11 protein-coding genes and 2 pseudogenes are annotated in these 12,676 nt (G+C 65.3%); 3 read left to right on the top strand and 10 right to left on the bottom strand.

Annotation, left to right across the window (positions count from 1 at the left end):
* Window positions 1-335 precede the first annotated feature (335 nt).
* Window positions 336-803, top strand: coding sequence for a transcription elongation factor GreA (greA, locus tag AC1D34_RS06810; protein WP_441490782.1), 468 nt, complete (start codon window positions 336-338; stop codon window positions 801-803).
* A 9-nt stretch (window positions 804-812) separates the two neighbouring features.
* On the opposite strand, the gene AC1D34_RS06805 is transcribed toward greA, so the two are convergent.
* Window positions 813-2,030 (bottom strand): TIGR03862 family flavoprotein, encoded by a 1,218-nt coding sequence (locus AC1D34_RS06805; protein WP_476823820.1) that lies wholly within the window; start codon window positions 2,028-2,030, stop codon window positions 813-815.
* 74 nt (window positions 2,031-2,104) lie between these two features.
* Between AC1D34_RS06805 and AC1D34_RS06800 the strand changes: the two are divergent.
* Window positions 2,105-2,425 (top strand): annotated as a pseudogene (locus AC1D34_RS06800) (YnfA family protein).
* 119 nt (window positions 2,426-2,544) lie between these two features.
* Here AC1D34_RS06800 and phoB read toward each other — a convergent pair.
* The 7 genes and pseudogenes from phoB to AC1D34_RS06765 form a co-directional block, all read right to left on the bottom strand.
* Window positions 2,545-3,243 carry a phosphate regulon transcriptional regulator PhoB gene (phoB, locus tag AC1D34_RS06795; protein ID WP_043235687.1) on the bottom strand — a complete coding sequence of 233 codons (699 nt, stop codon included), beginning with the start codon at window positions 3,241-3,243 and terminating at the stop codon, window positions 2,545-2,547.
* Between the two features lie 33 nt (window positions 3,244-3,276).
* Window positions 3,277-3,996, bottom strand: a complete 720-nt coding sequence (phoU, locus tag AC1D34_RS06790) for a phosphate signaling complex protein PhoU (protein WP_069878062.1) — start codon at window positions 3,994-3,996, stop codon at window positions 3,277-3,279.
* A gap of 48 nt (window positions 3,997-4,044) precedes the next feature.
* Window positions 4,045-4,845, bottom strand: a complete 801-nt coding sequence (gene pstB / locus AC1D34_RS06785; RefSeq protein WP_476823819.1) for a phosphate ABC transporter ATP-binding protein PstB — start codon at window positions 4,843-4,845, stop codon at window positions 4,045-4,047.
* Between the two features lie 44 nt (window positions 4,846-4,889).
* On the bottom strand, window positions 4,890-5,777 hold the full coding sequence (pstA, locus tag AC1D34_RS06780) for a phosphate ABC transporter permease PstA (protein ID WP_441490779.1): 888 nt from the start codon (window positions 5,775-5,777) through the stop codon (window positions 4,890-4,892).
* A 34-nt stretch (window positions 5,778-5,811) separates the two neighbouring features.
* Window positions 5,812-6,501: pseudogene (locus AC1D34_RS06775) on the bottom strand (ABC transporter permease subunit); the annotation flags it as partial.
* A gap of 95 nt (window positions 6,502-6,596) precedes the next feature.
* Window positions 6,597-7,622, bottom strand: coding sequence for a phosphate ABC transporter substrate-binding protein PstS (pstS, locus tag AC1D34_RS06770; protein WP_441490778.1), 1,026 nt, complete (start codon window positions 7,620-7,622; stop codon window positions 6,597-6,599).
* A 100-nt stretch (window positions 7,623-7,722) separates the two neighbouring features.
* Window positions 7,723-8,784 carry an ATP-binding protein gene (locus tag AC1D34_RS06765; protein WP_476823818.1) on the bottom strand — a complete coding sequence of 354 codons (1,062 nt, stop codon included), beginning with the start codon at window positions 8,782-8,784 and terminating at the stop codon, window positions 7,723-7,725.
* 614 nt (window positions 8,785-9,398) lie between these two features.
* Between AC1D34_RS06765 and AC1D34_RS06760 the strand changes: the two genes are divergently transcribed.
* The gene (locus tag AC1D34_RS06760) at window positions 9,399-9,689 is read left to right on the top strand and encodes a hypothetical protein (RefSeq protein WP_476823817.1); all 291 of its coding nucleotides are present in this window, start codon (window positions 9,399-9,401) and stop codon (window positions 9,687-9,689) included.
* Window positions 9,690-9,801: 112 nt separating this feature from the next.
* Here AC1D34_RS06760 and AC1D34_RS06755 read toward each other — a convergent pair whose 3' ends face one another.
* Window positions 9,802-10,749 (bottom strand): lysylphosphatidylglycerol synthase domain-containing protein, encoded by a 948-nt coding sequence (locus AC1D34_RS06755; protein ID WP_476823816.1) that lies wholly within the window; start codon window positions 10,747-10,749, stop codon window positions 9,802-9,804.
* Window positions 10,750-10,997: 248 nt separating this feature from the next.
* A complete protein-coding gene (locus AC1D34_RS06750) occupies window positions 10,998-12,521 on the bottom strand; it encodes an ABC-F family ATP-binding cassette domain-containing protein (RefSeq protein ID WP_441490774.1) in 1,524 nt (507 codons plus the stop codon).
* Window positions 12,522-12,676 lie beyond the last annotated feature (155 nt).

Here is a 12,676-nt window from a genome sequence, read left to right as displayed (position 1 = left end):
TCTCGCAACTCAGGATCAAGGTGGCCGCGACGGACGGCCCGACGCAAGCGCGGCGCTCTTCCGGCATCGGCTGCCCCCTTGGGAACGGGACTGCGCTCGTGATCGGGGGCCAGGGGCAGCGCGCGATGGCTCTGCTCTTGATGGTGCGGCCGGACACGGGGGTGTAGACTGTTCGGGTCTTGTCTTCGGCAGTGCCTGATCCCCATCTCCAAGTGGTCGCCGCTTCAGATTCCAGCATCGGGTTGGCGCTGCATCGCAAGCAGTCGTGAGGACGTAACACTGAAAGCTGTGGTCCGGTTCGCCGGATGTGCCGAGATCAATAGGAGGAGGCCAGAATGACTCGCGCCTTCGTCAAGGAAGCCGAGGAAAGAGGGACCCTGGACGAGCTGCCGGACCGGCCAGTCTCGCCTCACCCGAACCTCGTGACGCCTGAAGGGCTCGCACAGATCGAGGCCCAGCTGGCGCGCTGGCATGACGAACACGCGGCGGCGCTGGCCGGAGGCGACCGCACAGAGATCGCTCAGACGCGGCGCGAGTTCCGCTACTGGGCGGCGCGGCGCGCCAGCGCCAAGCTGGCCCCTGCGCAGGAAAGGCACGACATCGTCCGCTTCGGCTCGACAGTGACGATCCGCCGGGCCGATGGGCGCGAGCAGAACTGGCGGCTGGTCGGCGAGGACGAGGCCGATCCGGCACACGGAACGCTGCCCTATGTCGCGCCGTTGGCGAGCGCGCTGATGGGCAAGGGCATTGGCGAGAGCGTCAGCATCGGCACTGAGGCGGTCGAGATCATCGCGATCGCCTGAGGCGATCGTTCAGCTATCCGCGAGCCAGGCCTGAATCCCTGCTGCAGCTGCGACTCCGGTCGCGAAACAGGCCTGCAGCAGATAGCCGCCGGTCGGCGCCTCCCAATCCAGCATCTCGCCTGCGACAAAGGTACCGGGCAAGCGTTTCAGCATGAAGCCTTCCTCGATCTCGGCGGCGGCGACGCCACCGGCGGTGGAGATCGCCCGCTCGATCGGCCTGAGACCGGTCAGCACCAGAGGCGCGGCCTTGATCAGTGCGGCCAGCCTCTCCGCGTCTTCGGGGAGCGGCCCCTTCGCCGCTTCGCGCAGCAGCGCAATCGCGGATGGAGCAAGACCTGCAGCCTTGCGCAGATGATTGCTCAGCGTCACGCCCTTGCGACGATGCGCGAGGCGCTGGACCAGCAGCGCCGCCTCGTGATCGGGCCGCAGATCGATGGTGATGACCGCCCTGCCCTCGCGCAGGATCGTCTCGCGAATCGGGGCAGAGAGTGCATAGACCGCGCCGCCTTCCAGACCCGTTGCATCGATCATCGCCTCGCCGGGCACGGATTGGCCGCCGAAGCTCAGGACGATGCGCTTCAACGGTACTCCGGCAAAACGCTCTCGCATGGTCTGGGACCAATCGACCGTGAAACCGCCATTGGCCGGGCGCAGCGGCGCAATCGCAACGCCGCGCGCCGCCAGCAAGGGTGCCCAGCCACCATCCGAACCCAGCCGTGGCCAGCTCGCACCGCCGAGCGCGAGCAGCGTCGCGTCGGGCCGCGCCTCGACATCGGCGCCATCGCGGCTCCGGAACGTCAGAGCTCCCGCTTCGCTCCAGCCGGTCCAGCGATGACCAGGCGCGAAGCTGACACCGAGGCCCTCGAGCCGGCGCAGCCATGCCCGCAGCAAGGGCGAGGCCTTCATGGCGCGCGGGAAGACGCGGCCGCTGCTGCCGACGAACGTGTCCTGCCCGAGCGCATCGGCCCAGTCACGCAGGGATTGTGGCGGGAAGGCGCGAATGGCCGGCTCCAGCCAGGCTTGCGCATCGCGATAGCGGGCCAGGAAGCCGTCGAGCGGTTCGGAATGGGTGAGGTTCAATCCGCCTCGCCCGGCCAGCAGGAATTTGCGGGCCGGCGAGGGCATGCGATCGTAGATCGTGACCGCGTGGCCGGCCACCGCGAGGCGCTCGGCCGCGATCAGCCCGGAGGGCCCTGCTCCAATGATGGCGATGTGATGTGTGGGCATCGGTCCGGCTTGCCGTCAGCGCGCCCTGCGGTCAAGGGTAATCCCGCCCCGAAGGCCATCGACAGGGACAAACCATGCCGACCATCGCCGCTTATTTCGGCGCAGCCATTCTCGAAATCGCCGGCTGTTTCGCGTTCTGAGGCTGGCTCCGGCTCGGCAAGCCCATCTGGTGGCTCGTACCCGGACTGTTTTCGCTCGCCCTGTTCGCCTGGCTGCTGACGCTGGCGGAGAGCGAAGCCGCCGGACGGGCCTATGCCGCCTATGGCGGCGTCTACATCGTCAGTTCGCTCGTCTGGCTCTGGGCCGTGGAAGGCTTTCGCCCCGACCGCTGGGACATTGCCGGCGGGCTGATCTGCCTCGCCGGCGCGGCGATCATCATCGCAGGGCCGCGCTAGGGTATCGGCCCGAAAGGTGGATTGCGGTTTTCGGGAAGGCCGATGCAACCATAGACGGTTAGATCGTCGGGCGGATTCGATATCCGGCCCGATGATCCAAGTCCCCGATAATCCAAGTCTCAGCTCCGCGCAAAGGTCTCGTCGAAGGCGTAGCCGGCACCGCGAACGGTCCGCAGCGGATCCTTGGCGTTGTCAGGGGTGATCGCCTTGCGCAGCCGGCCGACATGGACGTCGACGGTGCGCTCGTCGATATAGACGTCGCGGCCCCAGACCGCGTCGAGCAGCTGGGCCCGGGAATAGACCCGCCCCGGCGCCTGCATCAGGAACTCGAGCAGGCGGAACTCGGTCGGGCCGAGATGCAGCTCGCTCCCTGAGCGGCGGACACGGCGGGTGGTGCGGTCGAGCTCGAGATCGCCGGCGGCCAGCAGGCCGGCGACATGACCCGGCTTGGCGCGGCGCAGCAGCGCTTGAATGCGGGCGATCAGCTCGGGCAGCGAGAACGGCTTGACGACATAGTCGTCGGCCCCGGTGGCAAGGCCGCGCACACGCTCGGTCTCTTCGCCGCGGGCGGTGAGCATGATGATCGGCACCCGCTCGGTATCGCGACGGGTCCGCAGCCGCCGGCAGAGCTCGATGCCGGAAAGGCCGGGCAGCATCCAGTCGAGCAGCACGAGGTCCGGCGTATGATCGCGCAGATGCAGCTCGGCATCGTCGCCACGCGCGACGCTGTCAACCTCGAAGCCTTCGGCTTCGAGGTTGTAGCGCAGCAACAGGGTCAGCGGCTCTTCGTCCTCAACGATCAGGATGCGTGCAGGCATGTCTCACTCGGTCCCAAAGGTGTCGGGCGCCGGTCACTCACCGGTGGCGGCGTCCAGAAGGATGTTGGTCGTGTCGAGCTTCGGGCGGGCTGCGTCCAAGGCTTCGCCCGTGACGAGATAGTGGATCGTCTCGGCGATGTTGGTGGTGTGGTCGCCGATGCGCTCGACATTCTTGGCGCAGAACAGGAGATGCGTGCAGAAGGTGATGTTGCGCGGGTCTTCCATCATATAGGTGAGCAGCTCGCGGAAGAGCGAGGTATAGAGCGCGTCGATCTCATCGTCGCGGCGCCAGACCTCCATGGCCTTCTGCTCGTTGCTGACGGCGTAAGCGTCGAGCACGTCCTTGAGCTGGGCCTGAACCAGGCGGCTCATATGCTCGAGGCCGACGACCGCGCGCGACGGCGGCTGGAACTGGCCGGAGATGGCGACCGCGCGCTTGGCGATATTCTTGGCGAGATCGCCGACACGCTCGATATCGGCGGCGATGCGGATGGCGGAGATCAGCTCGCGCAGGTCGTTGGCGAGCGGCTGGCGCCGGGCGATGGTGAGCACCGCCTTCTCCTCTACCTCGCGCTGCAGATTGTCGAGGCGCTGGTCGGCGCTGATGACCTTCTGTGCCAGCCCGGTGTCGCGGCGCACCAGGGCGACTGTCGAATCGCCGAGCATGCGCTCCGACATGCCCCCCATCTCGGCCAGGCTGCGGCGGATCCCCTCGAGATCGGCATCATATGAGCGGACGATGTGATCAGTCATCGCGGCGTATCCTTTGTCGGCAAAGCAGTTGGAAGGCTGGGCGCCGGTTCAGCCGAAGCKGCCGGTGACGTAGTCCTGCGTCTGCTTCTTGTGCGGGTTCATGAAGATGGTGTTGGTGGCGTCGAATTCGATCACCTCACCGAGATACATGAAGGCGGTGTACTGCGAGATACGCGCCGCCTGCTGCATGTTGTGGGTGACGATGACGATGGTGAAGTCGGTCTTGAGCTGCTCGAGCAGGTCCTCGATCTTGCCGGTCGAGATCGGATCGAGCGCCGAGGTCGGCTCGTCGAACAGGATGACTTCCGGCTTCTGGGCAATGGTCCGCGCAATGCAGAGGCGCTGCTGCTGGCCGCCGGACAGGCCCATGCCGGAGGTCTTCAGCTTGTCCTTGACCTCGTCCCAGAGCGCGGAACGGCGCAGCGCACCCTCGACGCGGTCATCGAGCTCGGATTTCGGCGGCTTCTCGTAGAGGCGGATGCCGAATGCGACATTGTCGTAGATCGACATCGGGAAGGGCGTCGGCTTCTGGAACACCATGCCGACGCGCGAGCGCAGCTCGTTCACATCGATATCGTTGCTGATGACGTTGCGGCCGTCGAGCAGGATCTCGCCGGTGGCGCGCTGCTCGGGATAAAGCGAGTAGATCCGGTTGAAAATGCGCAGCAGGGTCGACTTGCCGCAGCCCGACGGTCCGATCAGGGCCGTGACATGGCGGTCCCGGAAGTCGAGATTGATGTTCTTCAGCGCCTTGTGCTCGCCGTAGTAGAAATCGAGGTTCTTGACCGCGATCCGGACGGGGGCCTCGGCATCAAGCGCTTGCGGGCTCAGTTCCAGCGTCGAAAGCATCGACTTGTTCCTTCAGATCGAACGCGACGAGGGTTTAAGGCCGTTCATTTGCCGCCCCGCACGATACGGCGGGCGATAAGCGAGAGGCACAGGATCGAGACGGTGATGATCAGCGAACCGGCCCAGGCGAGCTGCTGCCAGTTCTCATAGGGGGCGGAGGCGAACTGGTAGATCGTCACCGGCAGGTTGGAGACGCCGCCGACGAGGCTGGGCGAGAACCAGAAATTGTTGTTCAGCGCAGTGAAGATCAGCGGCGCCGTCTCGCCGGCGATGCGCGCCAGGGCCAGCAGGATACCGGTGACCATGCCGGATTTCGCCGCCCGCCAGGTCACGCTGGTGATGACGACCGAAGGCGGGGCGCCGAGCGCAGCACCGGCTTCACGCAACGAGCTCGGCACGAGGCGCAGCATGTCCTCGGTGGTGCGTACGATCACCGGGATCGCGATGATGCCCAGCGCCACGCCGCCGGCCCAGCCGGAATAGCCGCGGAATGGCTCGACCAGGATGACGTAGACGAAGAGGCCGATCAGGATCGACGGCGCGGAGAGCAGGATGTCGTTGATGAAACGGATCAAGTCCGCGAGCTTGGAGCCCTTGCCGTATTCGGCAAGGTAGGTGCCGGCGAGCACGCCCACCGGCGTCGCCACGGCGATGCCGAGGAAGGTCAGCACGATCGAGCCGACAATGGCGTTGGCAAGGCCGCCCCCCTCGCTGCCGGGACCGGGCGTGACCTGGGTGAAGGTCGCGACGGAGAGCCCGCCGATCCCCTTCACGAGCAGCATGCCGAGAATCCAGAACAGCACGAAGATGGCGAGAAGGGTGAAGCTGGTGGCGATGATCTTCATCGCCCGATCCGCGGTGCGACGCGCGGGGCGGACGCGGCCCCAGACCTGATGAGGCGTCGTTGCGGGCGGGGTGACGGCGCTGTTCATGGCCAGGCTCCGCTCAGAAGGACTTGACGCGCGCGACAAGGATACGCGCGATCACGAGGACGGGCGTGGCGCCGATGCCATAGGCGCTCTCACGCAGCACGGACGGGATCTGCTCCAGCATGTCGCGGGTGATCGAGGCGATGAAGGGGATGATCATGAAGGCGAGGATGATGCCGGCCGTCAGGATGCCGAGCCCCGAGGGCGAGCGCGAATACAGCACGGTGCCGACCAGCGGAATGCCTTCGACGATGTTCGAGACCGGGATCTGCACATAGGCCGCGAAGAGCGGCACGAAAACGAAGAGACCCCACATGCCGTAAATGATCGAGGGCACGGCGGCGAGCAGCTCGATCGTCGTTGAGACCGGGCGCTTGAACCAGGGCGGCGCGAGCTGGGTGAGGTAGACGGCGATGCCGAGCGAGAGCGGCACGCCAAGGACCAGCGCGATCAGCGCGGTCGACAAGGTGCCGACGATGGCAGGCCAGGCGCCATACTGCTCGTTCTGGGTGTCCCAGACGCTGGATGTGATGAAACCAAGGCCGAATTCGCGGAAGGCGGGCCAGCCGCCGATGATCATCGAGGCGATGATGCCCGCGAGCAGCACCAGCACGAAGAGCGCGGCGGCCCGGCTGGCATTGCGGAAGACAATGTCGAAGGTGCCCTTTGGAGTGCGGCGAATGGCGGGCGCGCCGGGCGCGGCCATCTGGTCTGTCACGGCAGCCATCCGTGGTTACTCCGGTCGCATAAGAAGCACGAGGAAACGGGTCTCACAAAGTCGAACGCGAGGCGGGAACAACCCGCCTCGCGTCATAGCATGGATCAGAAGATCGGCTTGCCAGCCGGGTCGGTGGCGCCCTTCCAGGCGGCGCGGACCTGATCCTTGACGTTGGCCGGGAGCGGCACGTAGTCGAGATCGAGCGCGAGCTTGTCGCCATTCTTGAAGGCCCAGTCGACGAATTTCAGCGCGGACTGCACCTCTTCGGGCTTCTCCGGCTTGGCATGGACGAGCAGGAAGGTGGCGGAGGTGATCGGCCAGGCCTGGGCGCCCTTCTGGTTGTTCAACGAGATGCCGAAGCCGGCAGCCTCGTTCCAGTTCGCATTGGCGGCAGCGGCCTGGAAGGACTTGTCGTCCGGAGCCGGGAACTGGCCGTCGGCGTTCTCGACCAGCGCATGGGCCAGTTTGTTCTGCTTGGCATAGGCGTACTCGACATAGCCGATCGAGTTCGCGACCTGCTTGACGGAGGCCGAGACGCCCTCATTGCCCTTGCCGCCGATGCCGACCGGCCACTGCACGGCCGTGTTGGTGCCGATCTTCGACTTCCAGTCCGGCGAAACGCGCGAGAGATAGTCGGTGAAGACGAAGGTCGTRCCCGAGCCGTCCGAACGATAGACCGGGTTGATGTTGGCGTCAGGCAGGGTCAGGCCGGCATTGATGGCGACGATCTTGGGATCGTTCCACTTCTTGATGGTGCCCTGATAGATGTCGGCGATGATCGCGCCGGTGAGCTTCAGCTTGCCCGGCTCGACGCCGGCAATGTTGACGGCCGGAACGACGCCACCCATGACGGTCGGGAACTGGATCAGGCCGTCCTTGGTCAGGTCCTCGCCCTTGAGCGGGGCATCGGTCGCGCCGAACGCAACCGTCTTGGCCTTGATCTGCCGGATACCGCCGCCTGAGCCGATCGACTGATAGTTGAGACCGATATTGGTCTCCTTCTTATAAGCTTCAGCCCATTTCGAGTAGATCGGGAAGGGGAAGGTCGCGCCCGCGCCGGTAATGTCGGCGGCCTGGGCAACGCCGGCCAAGCCGATCGTCGCAGCCGCGAGAATGAGAATTTTGCGCATTAGAGGAGTCCTCGTCTGGGTCGCAGTCTTTAGCAGCCCCGCTAGAACACCTTCCATGTGACAGACAGATGACAGACCGTCACGTTCGCCGTCACATTGGTCAGGACGGGCTCCGCATCATCGCGCCGAGGCGCGGCAGGATCGCCTTGAAGAGGGCGCCCTTGCCGTACTCGCTCTCGATGGTGAGACGGCCGCGATGGCGTAACACGATGTGCTTGACGATGGCGAGACCAAGGCCCGTGCCACCGGCCTCGCGGCTCGCGGCCGTGTCGACACGATAGAAGCGTTCGGTGAGGCGGGGCAGATGCTCGGGCGGGATGCCTGGCCCGTCGTCACGAACGCTGACGCTGGCTTCGCTCGCGCCCTCGACCACATTGATTGCAACCACGCMGCCCTCACGGCCATATTTGATGGCGTTCTCGACGAGGTTCTCCATCAGCCGCAGCAACTCGTCGCGGTCCCCCGCGACTTGGACCGGCTGGGTCGGCGTCTCGAGCTTCAACGCCACCTTGCGCTCGCGTGCCATCAGGGTGAGCGAGTCGACGATCTCGCGCGAAATCGCGGAGAGATCGACAGGCGTGTCCGGCGCGAGATGGGCGCGCAGCTCGATGCGCGAGAGCGAAAGCAGATCGTCGACCAACCGCGCCATGCGCAGACCCTGTTCGCGCATGATGGCGAGAAAGCGGTCGCGCGCGCCGGTATCGTTGCGCGCCGGTCCCTGCAGGGTCTCGACGAAGCCGAGAAGGGAGGCGAGCGGCGTGCGCAGTTCGTGGCTGGCATTCGCCACGAAATCGACGCGCATGCGTTCCGTGACGCGCAGCTCACTCAGATCCTCGAAGGTCAGCACCACGGGATTACGCCAGACGCCGCCGGTCAAAGCTGCGATGTGGATGCGGAATGTGCGCTCGACCGGCACGCGCTCGACCAGCTCGATGACCCGGCGCCCTCCACGGCGCGAAACCTGCTCGATCGCGTCGATCAGGTCGGGGTCGCGCAGGACGAGCGTGAGCGACTGGCCGCGTTCGAGCGCCGGAATGAGCGCGCGCATCGCTGGGCTCAGTGCCTGCGCCACCCCTTGCGCATCGAGCAGCACCACGGCGGAACCCAGCGCCTCGATCAGCGCTGCAGTGGCCGGCGCGTGGGGATCGACGACATCGACCATGTGAACATGCCTATCAGGAGGAAGCTGGCGCCCTCATAGGGGCTGGCACGCGCTCTGCCAATCGCTCCGGGCGAGATGCCCCCCGCACTTGCGAGGCCCCCCACAGCGCGCGGCGACACTGGGCGAAATCCACGCCATCCAGGATCTCAGCAGGAACGAAGCGCGCTTGGGTGGTCACTATCGGCGACGCGCCGGGTGCCGCGGAGGCCGAGGCTGTCTCGACCATGATCGGAATTGCGACCGGCCGCTCTCGCTCAGATAAAGAATGTATTTTCAGCCAATTATCATCGTTTTATTGAGACAACATCGGACTTGGAAAGGCTACGGATAATGACGCTCAATCGATGGAACGATGACCATCGGCATGGCCAGCCATCTTTTGGCCTTCTACGGACACTATTCGGACATGGAACTGCTCAGCCAGACCAAGAATTTGGTGGCTTGAGCCTTCCATTCTCCCTAGTCTTGTTGAGTCTTTTATGCGTCATTTTATCTTGGCTGCATGCGTTGCAGTATGCCTCCCTGCGACCGCTCAAGCCAATGTCCCCGCCGGCAAGGTTTCCTTCCAACCGCAAGTGAAGGGGTTGGGCTGCCTCAAACCGGAAACCCTGGCGATGATCAGCGAGTTGGTCGCCAAGATCGGCCCGATCAAGATCACCTCGACCTGCGGCGGTCGCCATGCCCGGAACTCGCACCATTATAGCGGAAAGGCGATCGACTTCAGGCCACTAGCCGCCTCTACACGCAGCGCGGTCGCTGCCGCCAAGGCCCTCGCGAGCACCGGCGGCGTCGGTTCCTATTCGAACGGCATCGTCCATGCGGATGTCGGCGCGCGCGAGGCCTCCTGGTATGGGCACAAGCGCAGCAGCCGCCAGGTCGCCTACGCAGCGCGCAGCAGCCGCTAAAGCGTCGATCCGAAAAGTGGATTGCGGCTTACGAGAAAGACGCGGCAATCACAGCAGTCGGATCATCTGACCGGATACGAGATCAGGTCAGATGATCTGAAGGGGCGGCACCCTAGATATCGTGGCGCTTGATGCGGCGGATCATTTCGTGGAGCGCCAGCATCACCAGCGCCAGGATGAAGGGCAGCAGGTAGTAKATGATGCGGAAGAGCAGCAGGGCTCCAAGCACATGGCCATAGGGCAGTCGGTTGAGGGCGACGAGCATCGTCGCCTCAAAGACTCCCAGCCCGCCGGGCGTATGGGCGGCGATGCCGATCAGGCAGGCGAAGACATAGGCCGCCAGGAAAGCCGGATATTCCAGCCCATAGCCGCCGGGCAGCAGTACGAAGAGCACGGCGGCGGCGGCGCAGACCTCGCAGGCGCCAAGTGTCATCTGGCCTAGCGTGATGCCGAGCCCCGGCAGCGGCAGATTCCAGCCGCGGACCCGGAWAGTGCGTTCGTCGGTCGCGACCCAGACGAGATAGCCGAGGATGGCGAGCCCCGTGGCGCCACCGACGACCTGCACGACCCAGGGCGAGGTGCGCGCGAGCATCGCGACAGAATCGGTGGCATAGAACAGGCAGGCGCTGAGGATCGCGCCGAGGCCGAGCCAGAAGGTCAGGCCGGCGATAATCGTCAGGCGAGCGACCTCGGAGGCGCGCACCCCCTTGGCCGAGTAGATCCAGTAACGAACGGTGCCGCCCGTCACGATCGGGAATCCGAGCGTGAAGGACACGGAATAGCTGGTGAAGGAGGCGAGTGCGGTCGTTCGGTAGGGGATCGACATCCCCAGCCTTCTCAGCGCCAGCGCATCATAGCCGGTCAGCAGCAGATAGCTCAGCGCGGTGAAGCCGAGCGCCAGCCCGATCTGGCGGCGGCTGGCATCGGCGAAGGCACCGGCTACCTGGCCCGGCTCCATCTCGCGGATGATCAGCCAGAGGACGGCCAGCGAAGCGACGAAAATGACCGTGCTGGCAAGTGGGCCGAGCCAGCGCCAGCGACTGCGTTTGCGCAGCGGCATTCCGGGCTCGTGCGGGCCGTACGACATGCTCTCTCGTGGTCAATTGCGCGAGGTGGGAATGTGCTCGCGTCGATTGCGGACGGGAGGCACCGCAGCGCCCCGGCCCCGACAGATAGCGCCTCGGCCGCGATCCACAAGACGGGACGACGCGGCGAATGCGCACCATGAGGCTGACGCAGGTCGTGTCGGGCCGGCATTGCGACGGCCCGACGACAACTGTCCGCTTCAGCCCAAGCTTTTGGCCAACCTCAGGTTTCTCCGGCTTGAGCCGCAGCGAAGAATGCCTCCGGCCCCTCGATCTCGACCAATTTGCGATTCTCGATCAGCCAGAAGCGATTGCCGACCGCCCTGACGAAGCTGCGGTCATGCGAAACCAGCAAGCAGCTCGCCTCATGCGCCATGAGTTCGCCCTCCAGCGCCTCCTGCCCTTCGATGTCGAGATGGTTCGTCGGTTCGTCGAGCAGGTAGAAATTCGGATTGGCCAAGCGCAAGACCAACATGGCGAGCCGCGACTTCTGCCCGCCCGAGAGCGCGCCGATCCGGCTGCTCTGCATGTCGATCGACACTCCCGCCCCCGCCAGCAGGCTGCGCGCCGGCTGGTCGCCGACATCGAAGCGCCGGGTGATCACGCCATGCGGCGTATCGCTATCGGCGAGTTCGGAAAGACTCTGACTGCTATAGCCAAGGGCAAGCGACGGCGTGACCTTGATGCGCGCAGCGTCGGTTTCCGCGATCGCGTCCCTGATCAGGCCAATCAGTCGCGACTTGCCGGTCCCGTTGCGGCCCAGCAGCACGATCCGGTCACCCTGGGTGATCGAGCGCTTGCCGGTCTTGAACAGCAGCGCCGCATCCGGCGTCTCGACGGAAAGATCGTCGAGGGTCATCAGGACCTTGGCATGCGTGCCGCGATTGGCCAGCCTGATCGCGCCCGATGAGCGTTCCTGATAGCCAGGCCTCGCCGCCTCTTCCAGGCGCTCGGCCCTTTGCCTGAGCTGCTTGGTCTTGATCACGAGCAGGTCGCTGCCGGAATTGATCCCGATATTGTTCAGCTTCGCCGCCTGCCGGCGCAACTGCTGCGCCGCCTTCATCTCGCGCTGGTAGCGGCGCTCCTCCGAGGCGTCGACCTCATCCAGCGCGGCGCGCGCCCGCGTATAGGGCAGCGCGAAGACCGGTGAGCTCTCCAGCCTGAGGAACAGCGTGCGATTGGTCACCGCGTCGAGGAAGGCGCGATCATGACTGGAGATCACCACGGGCACGTCGCGCGGCAGACCGTTCAGCCATTCCTCGAGTTGGCTGATCCGGGCGAGGTCGAGATGGTTGGTCGGCTCGTCGAGCAGCAGCATGTCGGGATCGGTCACCCAGACGCTGGCCAGCATGGCGAAGCGTTGCCAGCCGCCGCTCAGCTGCGAAAGGGGGCGCCGGCGAAGCGCCTCGGGAATTTCGAGCGCCTCCAGCGCAACGTCGACGCGCCAGGATTCCGTCTCGGCCTGCTCCATCGGCAGCGCGCGACGGACGAGGTCATAGAGGGGCAATGCCAGCAGCGCGGCGGGAATTTCCTGCTCGAGATAGCCGACGCGAAGTCCGCGCGACCGCGTGATCTCGCCTGTCGTGGGCTCATGGGAACCAGCAAGGCAGCGCAGCAGGGTGGATTTACCCCGGCCATTGGCTGCGACGAGGCCGAGGCGATCTCCCGCCCCGATCGCAAGATTGAGATTGGAAAAGAGCGGCGCACCGAGCGTGACGCCAAGTTTGCGGGCGTTGATCAAAGCCATAATCGTTCTCTGGACTGCGCGAGCCGTTGTCCGGCATCCAGGAAAGGCGCGTTCCACGGCCTTGAGGATGCGGATGCCGGATGCCTGTGCGGCGTCAGCTCGTTGGGTTGGGAGAGGCGCAGTTCACCGGAGCCATGAGGCTCGACGCTGCGCCG

The organism is Allobosea sp. P1_A7, from assembly GCF_056406775.1.
Note: the sequence above shows the minus strand (reverse complement) of the source record. Positions and strands in the feature narration are given on the sequence as shown.